At 56.9% G+C, this 20,665-nt stretch carries 20 protein-coding genes; 7 read left to right on the top strand and 13 right to left on the bottom strand.

The genetic code is table 11. The features are described 5' to 3' along the window. Window positions 1-15 precede the first annotated feature (15 nt). Window positions 16-1,143, bottom strand: a complete 1,128-nt coding sequence (locus PVE98_RS21080; protein ID WP_051905571.1) for an acyltransferase family protein — start codon at window positions 1,141-1,143, stop codon at window positions 16-18. Between the two features lie 660 nt (window positions 1,144-1,803). Here PVE98_RS21080 and PVE98_RS21075 point away from each other — a divergent pair. Then, complete coding sequence (locus PVE98_RS21075) at window positions 1,804-2,550, top strand: SGNH/GDSL hydrolase family protein (RefSeq protein ID WP_033749085.1); 747 nt, start codon at window positions 1,804-1,806, stop codon at window positions 2,548-2,550. Here the strand turns inward: PVE98_RS21075 and PVE98_RS21070 are convergent. The 7 genes from PVE98_RS21070 to PVE98_RS21040 all read right to left on the bottom strand — a co-directional run bounded on the left by PVE98_RS21070 (window position 2,547) and on the right by PVE98_RS21040 (window position 10,406). Then, window positions 2,547-3,224, bottom strand: a complete 678-nt coding sequence (locus tag PVE98_RS21070) for an SDR family NAD(P)-dependent oxidoreductase (protein WP_096074339.1) — start codon at window positions 3,222-3,224, stop codon at window positions 2,547-2,549. The two genes, PVE98_RS21075 and PVE98_RS21070, sit on opposite strands and share 4 nt — an antisense overlap. Then, on the bottom strand, window positions 3,225-3,695 hold the full coding sequence (locus PVE98_RS21065) for a YhcH/YjgK/YiaL family protein (protein WP_033748689.1): 471 nt from the start codon (window positions 3,693-3,695) through the stop codon (window positions 3,225-3,227). It abuts the gene before it with no gap. Beyond that, window positions 3,692-4,861, bottom strand: a complete 1,170-nt coding sequence (locus tag PVE98_RS21060) for an exo-alpha-sialidase (RefSeq protein ID WP_096074340.1) — start codon at window positions 4,859-4,861, stop codon at window positions 3,692-3,694. The genes PVE98_RS21065 and PVE98_RS21060 overlap by 4 nt, the downstream gene beginning before the upstream one ends. Continuing rightward, window positions 4,845-6,275: a sodium:solute symporter family protein gene (locus PVE98_RS21055; RefSeq protein WP_033748684.1), complete on the bottom strand. Its 1,431-nt coding sequence runs from the start codon at window positions 6,273-6,275 to the stop codon at window positions 4,845-4,847. Before PVE98_RS21055 ends, PVE98_RS21060 begins: the two co-directional genes overlap by 17 nt. 409 nt (window positions 6,276-6,684) lie before the next feature. Continuing rightward, entirely contained in the window at window positions 6,685-7,086 is a 402-nt protein-coding gene (locus PVE98_RS21050) for a hypothetical protein (RefSeq protein WP_096074341.1), read from the bottom strand. 158 nt (window positions 7,087-7,244) lie between these two features. Next, window positions 7,245-8,264 carry an ABC transporter substrate-binding protein gene (locus PVE98_RS21045; protein WP_096074342.1) on the bottom strand — a complete coding sequence of 340 codons (1,020 nt, stop codon included), beginning with the start codon at window positions 8,262-8,264 and terminating at the stop codon, window positions 7,245-7,247. A 12-nt stretch (window positions 8,265-8,276) separates the two neighbouring features. Then, window positions 8,277-10,406: a TonB-dependent siderophore receptor gene (locus PVE98_RS21040; RefSeq protein WP_313618908.1), complete on the bottom strand. Its 2,130-nt coding sequence runs from the start codon at window positions 10,404-10,406 to the stop codon at window positions 8,277-8,279. Window positions 10,407-10,586: 180 nt separating this feature from the next. On the opposite strand from PVE98_RS21040, the gene PVE98_RS21035 reads away from it, so the two are divergent. Then, entirely contained in the window at window positions 10,587-10,964 is a 378-nt protein-coding gene (locus PVE98_RS21035) for a RidA family protein (protein WP_096074343.1), read from the top strand. A 376-nt stretch (window positions 10,965-11,340) separates the two neighbouring features. Beyond that, window positions 11,341-12,615 carry a Glu/Leu/Phe/Val dehydrogenase gene (locus PVE98_RS21030; RefSeq protein ID WP_033748673.1) on the top strand — a complete coding sequence of 425 codons (1,275 nt, stop codon included), beginning with the start codon at window positions 11,341-11,343 and terminating at the stop codon, window positions 12,613-12,615. Window positions 12,616-12,647: 32 nt separating this feature from the next. Here PVE98_RS21030 and PVE98_RS21025 read toward each other — a convergent pair whose 3' ends face one another. After that, the gene (locus PVE98_RS21025) at window positions 12,648-13,388 is read right to left on the bottom strand and encodes an SDR family oxidoreductase (protein WP_033790492.1); all 741 of its coding nucleotides are present in this window, start codon (window positions 13,386-13,388) and stop codon (window positions 12,648-12,650) included. A 517-nt stretch (window positions 13,389-13,905) separates the two neighbouring features. Between PVE98_RS21025 and proP the strand changes: the two genes are divergently transcribed. Both proP and PVE98_RS21015 read left to right on the top strand, forming a co-directional pair. Then, entirely contained in the window at window positions 13,906-15,366 is a 1,461-nt protein-coding gene (proP, locus tag PVE98_RS21020; RefSeq protein WP_096073998.1) for a glycine betaine/L-proline transporter ProP, read from the top strand. A gap of 161 nt (window positions 15,367-15,527) precedes the next feature. Then, on the top strand, window positions 15,528-15,866 hold the full coding sequence (locus tag PVE98_RS21015; RefSeq protein ID WP_096073999.1) for a cupin domain-containing protein: 339 nt from the start codon (window positions 15,528-15,530) through the stop codon (window positions 15,864-15,866). 352 nt (window positions 15,867-16,218) lie between these two features. Here the strand turns inward: PVE98_RS21015 and PVE98_RS21010 are convergent, their stop codons facing one another. The 3 genes from PVE98_RS21010 to PVE98_RS21000 all read right to left on the bottom strand — a co-directional run bounded on the left by PVE98_RS21010 (window position 16,219) and on the right by PVE98_RS21000 (window position 18,017). Beyond that, on the bottom strand, window positions 16,219-16,560 hold the full coding sequence (locus tag PVE98_RS21010; RefSeq protein WP_096074000.1) for a YebG family protein: 342 nt from the start codon (window positions 16,558-16,560) through the stop codon (window positions 16,219-16,221). Window positions 16,561-16,665: 105 nt separating this feature from the next. Beyond that, entirely contained in the window at window positions 16,666-17,460 is a 795-nt protein-coding gene (locus tag PVE98_RS21005; RefSeq protein WP_033748663.1) for an SIR2 family protein, read from the bottom strand. Next, window positions 17,457-18,017, bottom strand: coding sequence for a non-canonical purine NTP pyrophosphatase (locus PVE98_RS21000; RefSeq protein ID WP_096074001.1), 561 nt, complete (start codon window positions 18,015-18,017; stop codon window positions 17,457-17,459). Before PVE98_RS21000 ends, PVE98_RS21005 begins: the two co-directional genes overlap by 4 nt. A 489-nt stretch (window positions 18,018-18,506) precedes the next feature. Between PVE98_RS21000 and PVE98_RS20995 the strand changes: the two genes are divergently transcribed. After that, window positions 18,507-18,833, top strand: coding sequence for a four-helix bundle copper-binding protein (locus tag PVE98_RS20995; protein WP_096074002.1), 327 nt, complete (start codon window positions 18,507-18,509; stop codon window positions 18,831-18,833). Between the two features lie 514 nt (window positions 18,834-19,347). After that, complete coding sequence (locus PVE98_RS20990) at window positions 19,348-19,680, top strand: hypothetical protein (RefSeq protein ID WP_033748660.1); 333 nt, start codon at window positions 19,348-19,350, stop codon at window positions 19,678-19,680. Window positions 19,681-19,759: 79 nt separating this feature from the next. Here PVE98_RS20990 and PVE98_RS20985 read toward each other — a convergent pair whose 3' ends face one another. Then, a complete protein-coding gene (locus PVE98_RS20985; RefSeq protein ID WP_033748658.1) occupies window positions 19,760-20,656 on the bottom strand; it encodes an ABC transporter substrate-binding protein in 897 nt (298 codons plus the stop codon). Between the last annotated feature and the right edge of the window lie 9 nt (window positions 20,657-20,665).

The raw sequence follows: 20,665 nt of genomic DNA, 5'->3' as shown, positions 1-20,665 counted from the left end.
GGCAACGCGAGGGAATTAGCTGCGGGGATCGGTGGCTGGCACGTTCTGCACGCGGGCCGGTTTCAGCCCGAACAGCAGCGACATCAGCGGCAGCTGCTTAATCAGCAAATAGAGCGCGGCGCTGCAGATCAGGCCAAGCGTGGTCACCACCGCGACATAGGTTATCGGCAGCGCGTCGGGCAGATAGCCATCCAGCAGCCAGGCGAAGGTGATCACCAGCGGATAGTGCATGATGTAGATCACCAGCGCGGAATCCACCACGCCCTTCACCAGGCGGCTCTCTTTCATACGCAATTTCTCAAAGGTGAAGACCACCCAGTACGAGAAAATCACCGAGAACACGCTGGAGCAGAGCACCGGCAGATACTTCAGGCTGCTGGTGATGTTGTAGTGGAAAATGGCATAGAACACCAGCCAGCAGGCAAGCCCCAGCGCCGCCACCACTTTGGTATTGACCAGGATACTGCGCGCCTGTTGCGGTATCTGATCGCTGTTAAGGTAGAGCGCATAGCCTGCCGCGTAGAACACCATAAAGCGGGCGGTAACGGGGATAAGATTGACCCACTCGCCGAAGTCTTTCACGAAGAACTTCACCACAAAGAAGGCGTTTGCCGCGACGATCAGCGCTGCGACCAGCAGCGGGAAAGGCAGACGGCGCATCATCATCGCCGCGCGCTGATAGAGACTGCCCGGGATCAGGAACGACATCGCGGTCAGCGAAACCAGGAACCAAAGGTGGTGCAGCGAAGTATAGGCGCCCAGCGCGTTATGGGTGGTGAGGGCTTCGCCGTCGATTTGCGCGTTAATGAGATACATCAGCCCGGGAATAAACAGGAAGGCGGAGATCAGCGGCACCACGACGCGCTTCTTGCGGTTACTGTAAAAAAAGTCGGAGCCCTTACGCAGGATGACCATTGCCGAGAACATGCCCGACAGGAAGAAAAAGGCTTCCATTCGAAAGGTATGCATAAACTCGATCAGCGCGGTAAAGCCGTCCGCCTCATTTTTCCCTGAAATATAGTACCAGTTATTACCGCCGGGAAGACTTCGCGCGGCATGATATAAAACCCCTTCCAGAATCAACAGCGCGCGCAGGAAATCCAGGCCGATATTTCGGCTCGAGAGAAACGCTTTATTTTCCACGTTGTACCCTTCTCAATAATTCGTCAGAACGTCGCCTCTCTCCTGCCGCATTTTTAACAGCGAGACGCGAAAAGGATATAATCCTGACCTGGTGAAGTCGGCCGCGCAGAAATCAGAATAACCCTGTCTGGCCTGTGTGGGTAAAGCCTATCATCACTTAACGATAAAAAGCATTGCGCAGACAGGACATTAGGAATATGCCTAAAGCTTCGCGATTGAATTAGGAAAAAGGCCAGATAATGCAGGTATAAAAAGCTAACCGCCTTGGCGCTGCCATCGCCGTTTTATCTATCAAAAACAATAGCCTGACAATTTCCTTTTTCTGCATGCCGCTCATGTCCGTTCTGGTGCGGGTTGCACTCCGCTAAACGAGACGGCTGATAAGGCCGGTTAATAGAAGAAATATCGCTAACGAATGCGATTCTGCTTATTTTACTTTGCTGGCGCGAAAAAAACGTCCTGTTCGCCGCGATCCGCTTAAAAAGTGTCGCCTTACAAAAACAAAGTATTGATATAATTTTGCTGGTAACTATCGAGACTTTTCGGGTTGTTGGCGGCTAATTAATTTTGCTACCGTGATCGCAGCCGTGGTTTAACCGCGATATTCACTGCAGGCAACAAGCCGAGAGCGATATGCTTCGAAAAAAAATTCATTTTAAAATGGCGCTATCCATTGCGCTTACCCTCGCCGCTTCTGCGTCAGCCATGGCGCAGTCCGCATCGCCCGACACCTTTATTATTGAAGCCTGGGGAGGATCCAGCACCAAAGGGGTGCTGGCGGTGCGCGAAGCGGGCCGGCTGCGCAATATCGTCAGCGAGCACAATGAAATCGCCGTGCTTAATCAGCTGCTACAGGCGAAATACGGCAGCGGCGTGCAGGTGATCAATCGCGGCGCGCCGTCGGCACAGGCGATTGAACTCCTGAACGGACGTTATAAATATGAGCACAATCCGCCGTGGCAGGAAGCGATGAAACAGTCGAGCGCGCGTCTAATCCTGCTTAATTTTGCCACCAACGACGCACGCCACTATCACTTTCACGATATCGAAAAACCGTATCAGGTGAGCCCGCAGCGCTACGGCGAAGTGATGACGGCGCTGATCGACAGCGCCAGAGCGAACGGCAAAGCGGTGGTGTTGCAGGAGCCGCATCCGCTGTGCGGCCGGGCGGAGAAATGGGATGTCGCGCCTTATGCTGCGCGGCTTGACGCCGTCGCCCGCACGGAAAAGGTGCCGCTGGTCAGTCAGTACCAGCGCATTCAACAAATGCCCGACTGGCGCGCCATGATGTCGCCCGACTGCATTCATCCTTCAGAGCAGCTTTACCGCGTCAAGGCGCTGGAAACCTTTAAGGTGATCGAGCAGCATTTCGGCGCACAGCTGGCGAAGCTAAACCCCCGCGCCTAGCGCAGCGAGGCGCCGCCGCAAATCACCATCTCCTGACCGGTGATAGCCGCGGCCTGCGGCGAGAGCAAGAAAGCGGTCAGCGCGGCGACCTCCTGCGGCTGAATAAGCCGACCTATCGGCGGCACGACCGGCCTGGACGCCTCGCGGCCCGGCTGCGAGAGCATCGGCGTTTCTGTCGCGCCCGGCGCAACTACATTGACCGTAATGCCGCGCGGCGCCAGCTCCATCGCCCAGCTGCGCGCCATCCCCACCATAGCGGCTTTGGTCGCGACATACTGGGAGCGGTTAGCCGCTCCGCGCGAGGTACGGCTGCCGATCAGCACAATACGGCCGCCCGGCTGCATCTCTGGTGCAAAGCGGCTGGCGAGGATCTCCGCCGCGCGCACGTGCAGCGACCAGAGGCGAGAGCTGACGCCGAGGTTGATCTCGCCCACCGGCGCGGCAGCCATCATGCCGGCGGCATGCACTAACGCATCAGGCACGGGAAGATCGGCCAGCGTGCGGATAAGCGCCGGCTCATCGGTCATATCTACCTGAACGCTGCGAAAAAGCGCGCTGTCGCGCGTTACCGCACTGCGACTCAGCCCGGTCACCTGCCAGCCCTGATCGAGCAGCGCGGCGACAATCGCTTCGCCAATGCCAGAGCTGGCGCCGGTTACTATCGCATGCGGCATCTATGCCTCCAGAAGCGAACGCGGAATTTTAAACACCGCCTTGCGCACCCTTTCCGGCTGCGATGCGGCACAGAGCGCCTGATGCGGTTCGCCAGGCAAAAATACGGCGAAATCGCCGGCGCTCAAGCGTAGCGAAACCGGCAGCACTGGCGCAGCGGCGATAAAAAGATCCGCTTTGCGCTCTTCGTCGTCCGGCTGCGCCAGAGGCTGCTGGCTGGCGTTAATCACCTCATTGCCCGCCAGCACTACCTGAATATCCGCCCACTGGCGGTGATATTCAGTATGGCGCTGCGCCGCCGGCTCGGTCTGCGCCGGGCCGATATGGCAAAACCATTGCGCATCCGCGGGCTGAAAGCGGCCATCTTCGCGCTGTTTAAGCGCCTCAAGCCGACAATCCTCGCGCTCAAGGATGGCGCGTAGCGCGGCGGGCAGCCCCGCCATCGCCAGCGCCTGCAGATTACCGATAATCATGACGCCTCCTTTACCCATGCCGGCGACAGGCGCACATACTTAATGGCCTGTCGATAGAAGGTATAAGCGATATGCAGAGTGCCGTCGTCGCTCTGCTTGATAGTGGGATAGGAGAACTCGCGGTTGAGTTTCTGCTGGGAGTTATTGGTCATGCAGTAACCGTCGCCTTCGTCAAGATTGCGCTGCCACGGCCAGCTTTTGCCGCCGTCTGGCGACAGCGCCACCGTCATCGGCGCGCGCGGCGCGCCCCAGAACGCGCTGCGCCCTTCGCGCGCCTGCGGCTCCTTGCGGCTGTCGTCGCCGTCGTCGATTTCGTCATAGAGCGAAGCGCGTCGCTCCGTCGCGCCCGCCGCGCTCATATTGTTGAACACCAGCGCCAGCGTGCCGTCCTGCAGCGTGGTGACCTGAACAGAAGAGTTATTGTTGGGCAGCGTGGTCGGCTCGGGCTGTGACCAGCTTTCGCCGCCATCTTCTGACTGGCTGTAGTAAATGTGATCCGCCCAGCGGCTGCGATAAAGCGCCACCAGCGTGCCGTTCGGCAGCGCGGTGATGTTCATATGCACGCAGCCCAGACTGCCGGGCACCGCGACGTCGCGCCAGCTTTTGCCGCCGTCGCTGGAGATTTTCACCGCGCTGACGTCATCGTTGCCGACCCACTTCTCGCCCGGCTGGGTGCGGCAGTAGAACACCGGCAGCAGCCAGTTGCCGTTCTCCAGCACGGTAATCGGCTGGCGGATAAAGGTGCCAGGCTGATCGAGCAGCGTCTCGATCGGCCCCCAGCTGGCGCCCAGGTCGCGCGACTGGCGCATCCGCACGATAGCGGTATCCTGATTGCCGGCAAGCTGCGCCGTCCAGAGCAGCCACAGTACGCCGTCAGGCGCCAGAAACAGCACCGGGTTCTGTTCCGACCGCGCGGGATCGTCGGAGAGTTTTACCGCCTCGCTCCAGCGATCGGCACCGGACGCCAGGCGCGAGCTGTAGACGGAGATATCCGCCACGCCTTCCTGCGTGCCGCCGAACCAGACGCACAGCAGCGAACCGTCCGGCAGCGGCAAAAGGTTGGCCGCATGGTTTTGCGGACATGGCGACGGCAGCATCGCCGTCATGAGGCGCGCATCCTGCTCTGCTGGGCGCAGTACGCCATCGCGGTTAACGGTTACGGACATATCGGACTCCCCTCTGTTCAACGCTCTGGCGCGTTTCATCTACTTGTCGGTTTGGGATCAGGTAATCGATCGCCATAATGATGGCCGGCGTGACCAGCGCAATATACATATTATTAATGCCGAACGGGTCGCCCAGCAGGTACCAGACTGATGTCGCGACGCAGGCGCCGATCAAACCGGCGTTGGCGCCGCGCGCGCTTTTAAAGAACGGCGCGTAGAAGGCGATCACCGCCACTACCGAAATCGAGAGGCGAATGGCGCGGGTAAAGAACGAGAGCTTCAGCACCTCAGGCACCAGCAACACAAAAATCAGCGGCAGGAAGCCGATAATCAACGACAGCCAGCGCGTCGCCTTGAACTCCTGCTCCGGCGTCGGCTTGCGATACGGCACGTAGAAATCCTTTACCACCAGCGAAGCGATGGCCAGCGCCACGGTGCTCACGCTGACAAAGATCGACGCTACCAGTGACGTTGTCACCACGCCAGCCATCCAGGGATTCATATCCTGCAGGAAAATCGGCATCGCGTAGAGGCTGTTGATCTCCGGATGCAGATATTTCGCCGCCACCCCGATAACCGCAATCGCCAGGCCAATCGGCAGACAAAAGAAGAAGGCAACCCAGGTGGCGCGCTTCGCCGAGCGCACATCTTTTGTCGAGGAGATCGCCTGAATAACGAATTGAGTACAGAAGATGGAGCCGATAGTGCCGATCAGCCAGGCGACGATGGTGCTGGCGCCGATATGGCCATCCCACGTCCAGTAGTAGCTGGGCATCTGCTCGATCATCGGCGTAAAGCCGCCGGTTTTATAGAGCGCAAACCCCATAATGGCGAGAATGCCGAAATACTTCAGCGCGCTGTGCAGCATCGTGACCCAGGCGAGCCCTTTCATGCCGCCATAGCAAAAGTAAAAGGTGCTGACCACGGCGGTGATAAAGGCCGCAACCGGCAGGTTAACTTTCAGGATGGTCGAAATCGCCGCCGCGCCGCTCACATAGTTGCCCACGTTCACCAGCAGCAGCGCGTAAATCATGATGACGGAGATGATGTTTTTGGTGGTATTGCCGTACTTTTCCGCTATTGCGCCGGAGATGGTGATTTTGCCGGTGCTGTAGATGCGTTTGACCAACAGGAAGCCAAACAGCGGAAAGCCGATTGCCGCGCCGATTACCGACCAGGACGCGGCGAAGCCATCTTCAAAGGCGGCCTGCGCAGTGCCGACGGTCGATTTGGCGCCGATATATTCCGACATCAGCAAAATACCGACCACCAGCGCGGGCATGGCGCGGGATCCTTCCATAAAATCGCCGCTGCTTTTGCTGCGCAGCCGCCAGGTCAGCCAGGTAGTGAAACCAATATAAGCCACTACGATGCCGACGATAATCAGGGTGTCTTCAGCATTGAACGTATTCATCTGAGCCTCTCTTGAGGACGAGCGAAACCGTGAGGGTCATAACCCTCGTCTGTTTTCCATTAAGTTATTGCGCGTGCTGACGGGCTAGCGCATCGCCGTGATGACACCTGAAGGCGGCGCGAATGTTGAATCAGGGCAGCGCGTGCTGCAGTAGAGATAGGCCACGTTAGTCTCCTGTAAGGATACAGATTGATTAAGTTTAATCAGCGCACTTTCTTTTGAAGGCGTCACAGGAGCATTTATAGGGGAATTAGCAGTGCAATAAATTGATCATGCTCACATATGGTCAATTATGATTGCATATAATCACGATTAGCCGAAAAGCAGTTAACGACTCATGCACGGAATAGCTGGAGGAGAAAAGCGTGAGCAAAGCCGGTCAGACGCAGACCGGCCCGGGAGGAGAGGTTTAGCCTTCGGCAGACGGCGGTGTCCATTCGGTAAAGGTCGGCTTGTCGCTTTTTACTTCATAAGCGACATGTTTCACTTCGCCTTTAGCCGTGTTCACTTCGACTGGATTGATGGTGACGCGGCCCAGACCAAACAGGGTGGCGACGTAGCCGCCGATTTTATGCTTGCCTGGCGTCAGGAAGAGATCTTTACTCTGCCCGCCGTTCAGCTTGCCGGCATCTTTGCCGTCGACGGTGACGAACACTGATGAACCGTCATCGGTGCGCGTCATCACATGGGAAACGCTCACCTGCGCGGGACCGGCGGTAAACGTAGGATCGTCCTGGTAAGAGTGCTTTTTCGCGCATCCGGCGAGCGCGACGACGGCGATAAGGGCTATCGGGGAAAAACGTAAAATCATTATTTATGTCAGACCTCAGCTGCGAGTAAGCCTCTATTTTAGCGCTACGTCACACTTTCTCCCATCAGACAATGCGTCAGCATGTTCCGAATTCGCCTCTTCGCTGCTTTTTACGCCAGTCACCGCACACTTGGTTCAGTAAAGCGAAGCGGGCGATTTCAGCCTGAAATTGGTGGCAAACCGGCCAGGATCCTCTTTGCTTCGTCCACACGCAGCGGGTAGCCATAAAAGCGGTGATAAAAGCGGCGGGTGGCGGCGATAAGGTCGAGCTGCGCAAAGCGCTGCGGATGCAGTTGCTTCGCCGCCCAGAGGATCTGCAAAGCCACTTCGGTGCCGTAGCGGTCCCAGGGAAAGACGCCCGATGGATTTTGCAGCACGCGATGCTGGTTTACCGCCTTCAGGCCGCTAAACAGCGCCGCATAAGGCGACGCCTCAAGCCTGCCTGCGCCTGCCCCAATAATAATAATGTCGGGATCCCACGCGATGACCTGCTCAGGCGAAACCTCTTTCATATTGCCCGTTACCGCCGCCGCCGCGTTTCTGCCGCCGGCAAGTCGGATCCAGCTGTCAATCAGCGTCTGGCTGCCGTCAACCTTCAGCGGCCGCAGCGACTGAATATGCAGCACCCGCGGCCGCTGCGCCTCGCTCAGCGAGGCGGTTTGCGTGCTGACGGCGGCGATCTGCGCATCAAGATAGCGGTTGTACGCCAGCGCCCGACGCTGCGCCTGCGGCGTACCCACCACCTGCGCGGTGGTGAGCAGCGAACGTTTCATCGACGCCACGTCGTTAAAACGCATACTCAGCGTCGGGATAGCCGCCTGGCGATAGCTTATCGCATCAGGATCCTGCGCAGGAACGAAAATGGCGTCGACGCCGCGCGCCACTAGCGCTTCGCTGGAAAAGGTTTTTCCGCGCGCCTGCAGCGCCTGATTCAGCGAAGGCTGCACCTTAAACATCCAGGGCCGGTCTGCGGGATGATTGACGGTCGCAACGATCAGGTCGCCCGCGCCCAGCGTCATCAGCAGCGAATGGTGCGCATACCAGGCGTCGGCGATGCGGCGCGCCGGATGCGGCAGCTCGACCTGCTGCCCCAGATCGTCGGTTAGCGTGGCGGCAGCGGCGACGCCCGCCGTCAGGCTCAGCGCCAGCGTCAGGCTGGCCCGCAGTAACGTTTTCATTATTCAGATTCCTTAAAAATCGAGCTGCATCGAGAGTTGCACCTGACGCGGCGCGCCGAGCGAGGCGCTGGCATACCCGGCGCCGCTGTAGCCATTAAGGCCGCCCGGCACGATATTGGTCCAGTAATGACGATTGGTCAGGTTAGTCACATCGAGCCGAAACGTGGTTGCGGTGTTCATCAGGCGAGTTTGATAAGCCGCGCCCGCGTCGAAGGTGGTATAGCCGCTTACCCAGCCGCTGTTGGCATTGTCGGTGGCGCGCCGTCCGACATAGCGCGCACCGCCGTGCAGATCGGCTCCGCTGAGGCCAGGCAGATCCCAGGCAGCGAAGAGGCTGGCGGTATAGCGTGCCAGCCCCACCACCTGTTTTCCCTGCGTCGCGCGGCTGCCGGTATCGAACAGGCGTGGATCGAGCCAGGTCATGCCGCCGTAGAGATGCACCCCTTGCATGACGTCGCCATCCGCCATCAGCTCCACGCCGCGGTTGCGCTGTTCGCCGTCCACAGCGTAGTCGCCGCTGCCGTTGGTATAGGCAAAGGGACGTTTGATCTCAAACAGCGCCGCCGTCAGCAGCAGCCGATTCACCGTCAGCTTCGCGCCGACTTCCGTCTGCTTGCTGCGATAAGGCGCCAGGATCGCGCCGGCGTTGCTGGCGCCCGACGGAGCGGCGTCGCCCTGCTGCAGGCTATCCGCCCAGGTGAGGTAGAGCGTCAGCGGATCCACCGGCTTATAGACCAGGCTGGCGGAGCCAGAAAAGCCACTGTTAGAGGATTCGCTGCTGCGCACGCCGGTTTTCGCGTAGCTGGCGGAGCTGAGCAGGCTTTCGCTGCCTGCCAGCAGCAGGCTCCACTGCGGAGAAAACTGCAGGTTGTCGCTCAGCAAAAAGGCGTGCTGCGTCGCGGTGGCGGAGTGATAGCGGTTGCTGAAGTCGGGGTAGTCCGGCCGCTCAAAGCGAGAGGGCCGTTCCAGCGAGGCGCTGCCCAGCGTCGAAGTCGCGCCGTGCAGCGGATTCATATTCTTCCAGACAAAACCACGGATGCCTGTGGCGATTTGATGATGGATGCTGCCGGTATCGACTTCGCCGTTAAGATTCGCCATATAGCTGTTGATGGTGAAGCGACTGGCGGTCGAGGAAGAGGTCGTCGTGGTATAGCGCCCCGCCCGATCGGTAAAGGTATTGGTGACGCCAGTCGATTCGCGGTCGGCAATCTGGCGCAGTACGCCCACTTCGCCCTGCCAGTTGCCGTCAAAGTCATGCCGCAGGCGCAGCCCTGCGGTCAGGGTATGGTTGTCGTCGCCCGCATAGGCTTGCCCAAGTCCGTTTTTTTTCGGGTCGGGCGCCGCCGGGAAGGTGAGTCCATTGCCGAGCGCGAATTTGCCCGGCAGACCTTTATCGTAATAGTGGTAATAGCTGAAGTTGCTCTCCAGCACGGTATTGTCGCTGAGGTTTGCGTCCAGCGCCAGGCTAATCAGCTGGCGGCGCACCTTGCTGCCGCTGACATAGCCGCCGCGCTCGTCATCCAGCAGATTCAGGCGATAGCGCAGGCGATCGTTTTGATCGAGCGGGCCGCTGAAATCCGCCGCGACGTTATGATTGCCGCCGCTGCCGCCGCCAATACGCAGACGACGCTGTGGTAAATCGGCGCCGCGCTTCGCCACAAAATTGAACAGCCCCGCCGGGTTTGCCGGGCCGTAGAGTGAACCGGCCAGGCCGTTCAGCACCTCGATATGGTCGAACTGTTCTGCCGCGTAATCGGTCGTTGAGACGACGTTCAGACCGTCGATCATGCTGTTCTGCACCACGCTGCCCTGCATACCGCGCGTCTGCGGCCGCGCGCCGTCACCCTGTACCGACGGCATATAGCGATAGAGATCGCTGACGCTTTTTAACTGCTGCTGTTTCATCAACTCGCGTGAAAGCGACTGAACAGAGAACGGCGTGTTGCGTAGCGCCTGCTGGCCGGCGTTGCCCAGCATGGCGCTTTTTTGCGTGGCGTCCTCATGACGCAAGGATGAGCCCGGCGCAGCAGAGACAACCAGCGTATCGTTTGTGAACGCCAGCGCGCCCTGTGTTTCCAGGGCAGTTAAAATTAACAAGCTAAGTAGGTGGGGTTTAAAACGCGCGCGGGAGAGTAATTTCATTTTTATTCTGTCAATTCTGCAGGTGATATTAACGGCGGGAAAGTGTAACCTTAATTTACCACTTTCGTTGTATTTACAATTATATAGCGAAAAGGTCATTTAACGACAGCGACAATCGGTTATGGCGCGATTAGTCTGATCAATGACGGCCGTACGGCAGATAAAATGAAGGAGATATAAATGTCAGCCATCGAAAGAATTAATTATCCCGCGCTGGGCGATGTTAAAGCGCCCTATGTCCATGCGGTAAAACAGGGAAAGACGCTTTATATTTCCGGCCTTACGGCATTCGGCAGCGCCGCGCAAGCCGGTTCCATCGCCGAGCAGGCTGAGGCGATATTTAAACAGTTTCAGCTTATTGCTCAGGCAGAAAACAAAACGCTCAGCGCATTGCTGAAAGTCACAATATTCATCACCTCCTTTAAGGATATCGACGCCCTGCGCAAGGTGCTGTTTCATTATTACGGCGACCATTTACCCGCCAGTTCCTTAGTACAGGTCAGCGCGCTGTTTTCGCCCGATCTTAAAATTGAAATAGAAGGGATAATGGCGCTCTAATTCAGCGCCGCGCTATACGCCATTATGAAAAGTAATCCATTCATTAATCTGGCTCATGCGGCTAATTTTCGCTGCCAAGTCAATACGTAGCGGGCGTATTTTGTTCAATTTATGAGATGACTCAAGGAACTGAAAAGTGACGACAAATCTCATTTATGCAACAACCATGCAACATAAGCACATCTTTATTCAGTGCGACGCGGCCAGCCACATTATTTATGCACTGCGCTGCACCAAAATGTAGCAAAACCGCTTTTTTCAGCGGCGTAAGAAAAATTATCTTTCTTCGGTAAGTGGTAAATTAACGGGGTGCGGTTAGATCCGCTATCCATCCACGGCAACACATAATAAACGACTTTAAAAAAGAAAGGTCTTTATGGAAAAGTTATCCTACGCGTCTGAAAACAGTACATCTGCCTGGTCCACCTATCTTCAGCAAATCGACCGCGTCGCGCCCTATCTGGGCGAACTGGGACGCTGGATCGATACGCTGCGCCATCCGAAACGCGCGCTGATCGTCGATATTCCGCTGCAAATGGACGACGGCACCATCCGCCATTTTGAAGGCTATCGCGTGCAGCACAACCTGTCGCGCGGGCCGGGTAAAGGCGGCGTGCGCTACCATCCCAATGTCGATCTGAATGAAGTCATGGCGCTCTCCGCATGGATGACCATCAAGTGCGCCGCGGTTAACCTGCCTTACGGCGGCGCCAAAGGCGGCATCCGCTGCGATCCTTTCGCGCTGTCGGAAGGCGAACTGGAGCGCCTGACGCGCCGCTACACCAGCGAGATCGGCATTATCATCGGGCCGCAGAAAGATATTCCGGCGCCGGATGTCGGTACCAACAGCAAGGTGATGGCGTGGATGATGGACACCTACTCCATGAACAGCGGCACCACCGTGACCGGCGTGGTCACCGGCAAGCCGGTCCACCTGGGCGGCTCGCTGGGACGCGAAAAGGCGACCGGACGCGGCGTATTTATCACCGGCCGCGAAGTGGCGCGCCGCGCAGGCATTCCCGTTGAGGGAGCGCGCGTAGCGGTGCAGGGCTTCGGCAACGTCGGCAGCGAGGCGGCGCGTCTCTTCAGCGAAGCGGGCGCCTTTGTGGTGGCGATTCAGGATCACAGCGCGACCATCGCTAACGCCGACGGCATCGATATGGCGGAGCTTTCACGCTGGCAGCAGGAGCACAAGCAGATCCTCGGCTTCCCTGGCGCGGAGAAGATCGATGAAGCGGCGTTCTGGCGTACCGAAATGGATATCTTTATCCCGGCGGCGCTGGAAGGTCAGATTACCCGCGAGCGTGCGGAACGACTGAGCTGCAAGCTGGTGCTGGAAGGCGCGAACGGCCCGACCTATCCGGAAGCGGACGACGTGCTGGCCGAGCGCGGTATTATCGTGGTGCCCGACGTTATCTGTAACGCAGGCGGTGTAACGGTAAGTTACTTCGAATGGGTGCAGGATATGGCGAGCTTCTTCTGGAGCGAAGATGAGATCAACGCGCGCATGGATAAGATCATGACCGATGCGATGGTGCACGTCTGGAATAAAGCCAAAGAGAAAGAGTGCTCGCTGCGCACCTCTGCCTATATCGTTGCCTGCGAACGCATTCTGATGGCGCGCAAAGAGCGCGGCATCTATCCGGGCTAACGGCTTAACGGGCAGCGCAGGCTGCCCAGATTTCAGTAACGCACCAGGCCGCCGTCAACCGCGTACTGGCTGCCCGTCACATAAGAGGCGTCGCTGGAGAGCAGAAACAGCGCGACCGCCGCCGCCTCTTCCGCCTTCCCTGCCCGCTTTAGCGGCACCTGGCTGACGATAAAATCCTCAAACTGCTGACGCGCCGTTTCCGGCATAAAATCGCGGAAGTGTGTTTCGATCGGCCCTGGCACCACCACATTGACGCGAATGCCGCGCGGCGCCAGCGCCGTGGCCCAACTGCGCGCCATCGCCACAATCGCCCCTTTAGTGGCGGCATAGAGACTGGTACTCGCCGCGCCTTCATAGCTCGACGACGATGAGGTGACCACCACCGACGCACCGGGATTAAGCAGAGGCGAGAGTCTGGCGAGCTGCAGCATAGGGCCGCGCACGTTGGCGTTCATCATGGCGTTAAAAGATTCCGCGGTGATTGACTCCAGCTCGCCCAGTTCGGCGTAACCGGCGTTCAGCCAGAGCCCGTCCAGCTTGCCCCATTTTTCCACCGCTTCGCCCAACGCCTCGATATCTGCCTCCAGCGAGGCGTCGTTGCGCAGCAGCAGCGCATTGTCGTGCAACACGCTGTTGGCATACTGCAGTCGACTGGGATTGCGGCCGGTGACCGCAACGCGGCCGCCTTCCGCCTGAATGCGCTGCGCACCGGCCAGCCCCATGCCGCTGGTGCCGCCGGTAATCAGGATACGCTTATCACTAAATCGGGCCATAACCCCTCCAGAAAGGCCGCCGTAGACCAGGGCGGCGCGTGCGAATCAATACTCTCTCTGAATGTTAGCTGGCGACAGCGATAACGCGTCATTAACTCAGTGACCGATTGATGACATTTTGCATCGGCTTATAACCGTATTTATACCAGGGTTACTTTTTCTCAAGCTAAATAAGGCAATCGCGCGCCGCTTATTAATCCCTGCGTTAAGTCAGGTTATTTCCGTGCAACGCTCTTTTTAACCGCATCTTTAAGGTTTTTTTACAGGATAATCCTCTAAGACAAAGCCATTTAAACCATGCTGATGGATCAAAGCGGCATCAATTGCGTGTTTAATCGGCTATGACAGCCTAAAAATCTGCTAATTTGAAAGCGAGGCCGTTTTTATAGTAAGGTAAATTGTTGTAAACAAGCTGCCGTAATTTATTTTAACAGGCTGCTTATAGCTTTCTTTCCCAGAGTTTGTTGGCAGTTCGGCGACGAAAGCTATAAGAGCCTCATTGGTTAATGAGGATATTATGAGCACCGGGAATCAACCCACAGATAAAAGCAAAAAGCATTTCTGGCAGAAAAAACAGAAAGAGCTAACGGTCGACGATATCACCATTGTCGATAACGATATGCTGAAGCGTGCGGTCGGCGCAGCGGCGCTGGGTAACGCGATGGAGTGGTTCGACTTCGGCGTCTACAGCTACCTCGCCGTGACCATTGGTAAGGTCTTTTTCGCCAACGCCAGCAACACTGCTCAGCTGATCGCGGCCTTCGGCACCTTCGCCGCGGCCTTCCTGGTGCGCCCCATCGGCGGACTGGTGTTCGGCCCGCTCGGCGATCGCATCGGCCGACAGAAAGTGCTGGCGATGACCATGATTATGATGTCGATCGGCACCTTCTGCATCGGCCTGATCCCCTCTTACGCCAGCATAGGCATTCTTGCGCCGATATTGCTGCTGGTAGCGCGACTGGTGCAGGGATTCTCAACCGGCGGCGAATATGGCGGCGCGGCGACCTTCATCGCCGAATACTCCACGGATAACCGTCGCGGCTTTATGGGCAGCTTTCTCGAGTTCGGCACCCTCGGCGGCTATCTGCTGGGCGCAGGCTTCGTCACCGCGCTGACCTCGGTGCTGCCGGAGCAGACCATGCTCGACTGGGGCTGGCGCGTTCCCTTCTTCGTCGCCGCGCCGCTTGGCCTGTTCGGCCTCTATGTGCGGCTCAAGCTGGAAGAGACCCCGGCGTTCCAGCAGCATATGGAGAAGCAGGAGGCGCTTGAGCACAGCAAACCGGCGATGACGGTAGTGCAGATGCTGAAGAAGTATCACAAGCCGATGCTGAAATGTATTGGTCTGGTACTGCTGTTTAACGTCTCCAACTACATGCTGACCTCCTATATGCCGAGCTATCTGACCGGCATCCTCGGCATGGGCGAGTTGAGCAGCCTGCTGCTGATTATGGTGGTGATGTTCGTGATGATGCCGCTGACGCTGTTCTGGGGACACTGGGCGGATCGCCTTGGCCGTCGTCCGGTCATTGGCAGCGGCGCGATTGGCCTGATCCTGCTGGCGATCCCCTGCATGATGCTGGTGACGTCGGGCAATATGTGGCTGGTGTTCGCCGGACTGATCGTGCTGGGCGCGCTGCATACCTGCTTCAGCGGCTCCATGCCTGCTACCCTGCCGGCGCTGTTTGTTACCGACATCCGCTACAGCGCGCTGGCGATCGGCTTTAACCTCTCCGTCTCGCTGTTCGGCGGCACCACGCCGCTGATTACTGCCTGGCTGGTGGATACCACGCATAACCTGATGATGCCTGCCTACTACCTGATGGGCGCAGGCGTGATTGGCCTGCTGACCGTGCTGACGCTGCACGAATCGGCGCGTAAACCGCTGCGCGGCTCTTCGCCTGCGGTAGCCAGCGAGGCCGAAGCGCACCGTCTGGTTAAAAAGCTGCGTTCACGCAATAAGGCGCGTCCTGCGCAGTAACCAGATCATCGCTTCACTATAAAAAACCCGCCGCCGGCGGGTTTTCTTTTATCTTTGGTATGAAAAGCGCGCGTCAGCATCAAAATGATTGAAAAAGCATATTTATTTGCCGACAGAATCGTTATGGTATCGGTTCCATAAAGCGGATAAGGAAAATCAACATGGTATCGAAAGATAATGCCGAACACTATTTCTGGGGCGACCAATGCGACGGCTGGACACTGCTGCAGCGGCAGGATCTCTCTATCATCCACGAGCGGATGCCTGCCGGTACAGCGGAGATTCGTCACTATCACGCCCAGAGTCGGCAGTTCTTTTTTGTACTGCGCGGCACGCTCTGTATGGAGCTTGAAGGCGAGCGTCACCTGCTCAACGCGCATGAGGGTCTGGAAATTCCTCCCGAAGCGAAACATCAGGCCCGCAACGACAGCGACAGCGACGTCGAATTTCTGGTGATCTCGCACCCTACCACGCGCGGCGATCGCACCGACCTGCTCTAAGGCTTTTTGATCCACGCCGAGGTAGCGCTTGACCGCTGTATGCAGGTTTTTTGATCCAGAACAATCCACGCCGCGCAGCCTTCTGTCAATTTGTGTCAACGGTTCCTGTAACCGCACATCTAATGGAGGCAGGCTGATGACGGGTAAATTGGGTTTAACGGCAGGTTTGATGGTGTGGCTGGTCTATGTGGCATGGATGGCAAGCTACTATTTCGGCACCTTCTCTCTGTTCGCTCACTGATGCATAAAAGCCTGCAGGCCAGGCGCGCCTGACCGCAGAGGCTTCCCACATACGAAAACGCGCCGCAGGCAAATGCGCTGCGGCGCGTTGTTTATATCAGGCAAACTAAACTTAAGCGGCCTTAACGGCGCGCACTTTCTTGGTTTGAGCGACGTCGCCTTCGGCGCTTTCATCAGCATTCTCTGCAGCGCGAACGTTTTTCGCCACGTCAGCCGCATCCGGAAGTTTGCTGGTGCGCAGGATATGCTGAATCGCATCTTTCTGCTCTGCGAGCAGCAGGCCGAGCGTTTCCGCCTGAGATTCATCCATATCGGGCTGATGCTGCGCTAACCAGTCGGTAAAGGCCTCCGCCATGTCGAGCATCTTGTCGTAGGCATCCGCCTCTTTTTTGCTGGCAAACGTCATTTTCTCTTCACCCTTCTTGACGACTACGTATTTAATTTCGACAGCCATTTTTGCCTCTCCGATACTGTTAATATATACAGTATATCCCTCATGCAGCCGGATTGCATCCTTTTTTCAACGCTATCGCTACGCCAGATAAAGTGAAAATTTGCCTTATGAAATCAGATCATTAAGGAAGTCAGCCAGCGCTTTGCGCGGGTCATCCTCTTCTGACACGATCATTTCGATGCCCCACTGCCCCAGCACTTCGCGCGCCACCGGATTATTGCGGTTGGTGAAGAGATAAGACTTCGGCCGCGCGGTCGCCAGGCCGGTTCTGCCCCACATTTTCGTCAGGCGATAGAACAGCAGGCGGATATTGAAATCGCTGATGCTGTAGCCGACGAACAGCACCGAATTGCCCATCACGTCATGGGTAAGTTTGATATCGAGCGGCGAATCGAAATAGAGACGCTCAAAATAGCTGCTCTCATCCAGCACGATTGAGGTATCGTCGTCGAAATCGCCGTGCAGTTTGATGATATGCCGCTTGTCCTCGGTGAGCGCCACCAGATCCGCCGCGTTGGCGACTTTGCTGTAGGGCACGCCGTGCGCCTCGTGCGCCGCTTCCAGCCAGCGATCGTAGTTGGTGGTGTAGATGCGGCTAAAGTTGCCCTGGGTAATCATGGTATGAATTTCTGACGATCGGACATCAATGTCCGGGCGGTGCCACTCGCGATCCATCCAGCTGCGCAGCGGCCCCAGCGACCCTTTCTTCTGTTTGTAATACTCCGCCAGCGAAAGATGGGTGCCGTAGGTGTTGAAGATTTTCGGATCGTAGCCCAGCTCATTCGCCAGATGGGCGATCAGCTCATGCCACTCCGGCAATCCGAGATTGCGCGAGATGCCCGCGCCAGCAAAGAGGATCAGCTTGCCGGAGTCATAGGCGCGTTTCAGTTCAGGTTTCATGCCACTCCTCGGGCGGTTTTCAAAAATTCGGCGAAGCGATCGAGCGCCAGCTTACGCATAGAGATCTCATTTTTCAGCTCGCCCATCTCGGCGAAAGTCTGGCTATAGCCTTCCGGGATAAAAACGCAGTCCCACTGAAACTCGCGCGGTCCGGCAGGTCTGGCGGCGATGGTACCGCGCACTTCGCCATGAAACTGGTACATTTTGCGTCCGTCGCAGTAGCCCAGTACGGTTTTCGCCGTCACCGCCTGGCTGTCGAGCCCCTGCACCAGCTTGGCGAAACGTTCAGCCTCCAGCCGGTTCCAGAAGATGCGCGTCAGTCCGGCAGGCAGGCCATTCAGCCCGTCGAGATAGAGACCGGTATGTTCGACAAACAGCGGGCGCCCAATAATGGAAAATGCCTTGGTTAGCTTGTCGCGTACCAGCGCAATTTCGTTTTCCGTCTGGATTTCGTCGATGCGGCGCGAGATAGGCAGGACGTCGACGCCTACCGGTTCGAGGATTTTGCGTACCTCGGTCAGCTTGTGCTCATTGGCTGACAGAAAGCGGATTTTCATTGCAAGCCTATAAACTTATTATGTTTTTAGAAAGAAACCTTACCTGCTTGTTATCATAGTTGAATATGCTTCACGCATTATCGAAAAATGCGTGGAGGAACCAGACAAAGTTGAAAAAGGCTGTCGCTTTTCACTGGCCTGCCGCAGCGCAGACAGACGGCGCCATGAGGCGTCCTCTTTGCATCGTTTTTAAGGGTGAACTGAAAGCGGCGCTCTCCGCAAGCTGGGCACCGAATCTTAACTCGGCCCATCGGGAGACTCCATCAAGTTTGATTTAGCATTGGCTAAGCCTGGCACTTTTACCAGCATCGGCCAGTCTTCAGGCAGTTTGCGGCTGTATTGAGGGTGCTCAATGCTGGGTCACGCTTCTGGCGCTAACTGCCAGAACAGCTGAAAAGTCAGCGACGAAAAAGTGATTAACTTATTTCCGCTTTGCATAATCAGATTTCTTTTCCAGGCTTAATAAACACGTTCTGTTAAGGAGGAAATATGACAAATCCCTGGCAAGAGTGCATCGAAGCCTGTTATCTGTGCGCTGCCGCCTGCGACCATTGCGCGGCGTCCTGTCTTGAAGAAGAAAACCTGGAGATGATGCGAAACTGCATCAGGATGGATATGCAATGCGCCAGTATTTGTCGAGCGGCTGCGCAATTTATGGCGCTCAACAGCGAATCAGCCAAAATGCTATGTCAGCTCTGTGCAGATATTTGCCAGCAGTGCGGCGACGAATGCGGCAAGCACGAGCACGATCATTGCCAGGCATGCGCTAAAGCGTGCCGACACTGTGCCGAACAGTGTCGCAAAATGGCGGCCTGATAAAAGGCATCGGTTCGCTCAGGAAATGTGCTCACTTTATTATCGTTTTAGACGGTAAGATGCGGCCCGTTAATCACGGGCCGTTAGAGAAGCGTTAAAGCTTTTCCGAGAGTTTTTCTCTACCGCGGGCGTTACGCCTGTGACTTCATTAAGCCTTTCATGGTCGGTTTCTTCGCTTGCCCGATGATGTTGAAAGAGTCAGAGGTGCGCATGGCTCGGCAGGCAATCTCTGCCTTAAGGCAGCAAAATCTTTAACCATACTAATCATAAATTTAGCATCAACGTTTTCTGAAGTGCTTATTAAGCAGATGAGGAAGGCGCTGTAAAGCAGCGGAAAAACAGAATATAAAACCCAGTTACCGCCTATACACCAGAGCATTACATCAATATCGAACGATAATTAACGCACAAATACCAGTCGATTTATACCTCCACCGCCTGTTATTCATACCGTATCGGGATTACACTAAGCTGCTTTTTAATTAAAAACCTCTAATCAAAAAGGATGTTTAATATGGCTTCGAATGCTTCAGAGTCAGCACAGCTGGATGCCTGTAACAAACAGGTCGAGGATCTTAAAAAAGAGTTAGATAAGCAGAAAACGCTCTGCGAACTTTATCGGAACGAGATCCTCACCGACAGTGAGTTCCTGGGGTTTGCTATAGAAATTTTCGATAAAATTCAGGCGTCCATCAACAGCGAAGTGATTAATACCATGCCGGTCGAAGAGCAACGGCAGCTGCAGGAAACCCTGGTATACGTTAAAGAGCGTCAGGCCGCCGATAACCTCTATCGTAAAGAAGGCGATCCGGAACCGCGGACCTACGAAGAGTATCGTAACCCCTGAATGATCAGCGCTTCTATGATAAGCCGCCCATCAGGCGGCTTTTTCGCCGGCAGACGCTTAAGGCAGCGCCGCCCCTGTTTTAGTAAACGATCCCCGGCGGATTCACCGTCGACGTCGCAATCGCCTCATTCTGCTCGCCCCAGCGGTTCAGCACCTGCTGATACTCTCCGCCCGCAATGGCGCCGTTCACTGCGCTCTGCAACGCCTCCGCCAGACCGTTGCCTTTCTTCGTGGTGACCGCCACCCAGGATCGCACCGGGCCGTAGCCGACAATCTTCATATCGTTGCGCGACGCCACCTTCCAGGCCGCCATCGACTGCGGGCCGAACAGCGCGTCGGCGCGTCCCGAGAGCAGCGTCAGGGTCGCCGCCGCCTCGTCGGTGAGATAGACCGGCGTCACCGGCTTTAATCCTTTCGCGCGGTTCTGCGCGTCCCAGCCGAGCAGGATGCGCTCCTGATTAGTGCCGGAGCCAACGATAATGCGCAGTCCCGCAATATCCTCCGCCTTGTTGATACTGTTGATGGGGCTGTTCGCCTTTACCAGAAATGCATGGCCGTCGGCGCGGTAGGTTGCGAAGTCGAACTTCTTCTTACGCTCTTCCGTCACCGCGATGTTGAACATCGCCACGTCATAGCGTCCGGCGGTCACGCCGAGCGGCCAGTCCTCCCAGGAGGCGGGCACCAGATGCAGCTTCAGCCCCAGGCTGTCCGCCAGCAGCCGCGCAAAGTCGGCGTCGCTGCCGATACGCGTTTTATTGTCGGACGCCAGCAGCCCCAGCGGCGGCGAGTTGGTACTGGTGGTGGCGACGGTCAGATAGCCCGACTCGACAAAATGGAAGCCCTGCGGGATCTTGCCGATCGCCTGCGGATTCGCCGGGGCCGCTATCGGCGTCTCATTCTGCGTAACGTCGAGAGTGGCCGCCAGCGCAGGCGGCAGCGCGCCGGCCAGCAGCAGCACAAGTAAAGAGGCTCTCATCATCGTTTT

It is taken from the genome of Pantoea sp. GABEPS69 (genome assembly GCF_045780835.1).
Classification (GTDB): domain Bacteria; phylum Pseudomonadota; class Gammaproteobacteria; order Enterobacterales; family Enterobacteriaceae; genus Pantoea; species Pantoea septica.
The sequence above is the reverse complement of the archived record's forward strand: the minus strand, read 5'-3'. Positions and strand labels throughout refer to the sequence as shown.

Bases quoted from the DNA above. Each gene is read 5' to 3' on its own strand.
- PVE98_RS21025 (WP_033790492.1), bottom strand. From the start codon at position 13,388: ATGGCCCGATTTAGTGATAAGCGTATCCTGATTACCGGCGGCACCAGC.
- PVE98_RS21065 (WP_033748689.1), bottom strand. From the start codon at position 3,695: ATGATTATCGGTAATCTGCAGGCGCTGGCGATGGCGGGGCTGCCCGCC.
- PVE98_RS21075 (WP_033749085.1), top strand. From the start codon at position 1,804: ATGGCGCTATCCATTGCGCTTACCCTCGCCGCTTCTGCGTCAGCCATG.
- PVE98_RS20990 (WP_033748660.1), top strand. From the start codon at position 19,348: ATGGCTTCGAATGCTTCAGAGTCAGCACAGCTGGATGCCTGTAACAAA.
- PVE98_RS20995 (WP_096074002.1), top strand. From the start codon at position 18,507: ATGACAAATCCCTGGCAAGAGTGCATCGAAGCCTGTTATCTGTGCGCT.
- PVE98_RS21040 (WP_313618908.1), bottom strand. From the start codon at position 10,406: ATGAAATTACTCTCCCGCGCGCGTTTTAAACCCCACCTACTTAGCTTG.
- PVE98_RS21010 (WP_096074000.1), bottom strand. From the start codon at position 16,560: ATGGCTGTCGAAATTAAATACGTAGTCGTCAAGAAGGGTGAAGAGAAA.
- proP (WP_096073998.1), top strand. From the start codon at position 13,906: ATGAGCACCGGGAATCAACCCACAGATAAAAGCAAAAAGCATTTCTGG.
- PVE98_RS20985 (WP_033748658.1), bottom strand. From the start codon at position 20,656: ATGAGAGCCTCTTTACTTGTGCTGCTGCTGGCCGGCGCGCTGCCGCCT.
- PVE98_RS21070 (WP_096074339.1), bottom strand. From the start codon at position 3,224: ATGCCGCATGCGATAGTAACCGGCGCCAGCTCTGGCATTGGCGAAGCG.
- PVE98_RS21060 (WP_096074340.1), bottom strand. From the start codon at position 4,861: ATGTCCGTAACCGTTAACCGCGATGGCGTACTGCGCCCAGCAGAGCAG.
- PVE98_RS21000 (WP_096074001.1), bottom strand. From the start codon at position 18,017: ATGAAAATCCGCTTTCTGTCAGCCAATGAGCACAAGCTGACCGAGGTA.
- PVE98_RS21045 (WP_096074342.1), bottom strand. From the start codon at position 8,264: ATGAAAACGTTACTGCGGGCCAGCCTGACGCTGGCGCTGAGCCTGACG.
- PVE98_RS21005 (WP_033748663.1), bottom strand. From the start codon at position 17,460: ATGAAACCTGAACTGAAACGCGCCTATGACTCCGGCAAGCTGATCCTC.
- PVE98_RS21030 (WP_033748673.1), top strand. From the start codon at position 11,341: ATGGAAAAGTTATCCTACGCGTCTGAAAACAGTACATCTGCCTGGTCC.
- PVE98_RS21050 (WP_096074341.1), bottom strand. From the start codon at position 7,086: ATGATTTTACGTTTTTCCCCGATAGCCCTTATCGCCGTCGTCGCGCTC.
- PVE98_RS21035 (WP_096074343.1), top strand. From the start codon at position 10,587: ATGTCAGCCATCGAAAGAATTAATTATCCCGCGCTGGGCGATGTTAAA.
- PVE98_RS21055 (WP_033748684.1), bottom strand. From the start codon at position 6,275: ATGAATACGTTCAATGCTGAAGACACCCTGATTATCGTCGGCATCGTA.
- PVE98_RS21015 (WP_096073999.1), top strand. From the start codon at position 15,528: ATGGTATCGAAAGATAATGCCGAACACTATTTCTGGGGCGACCAATGC.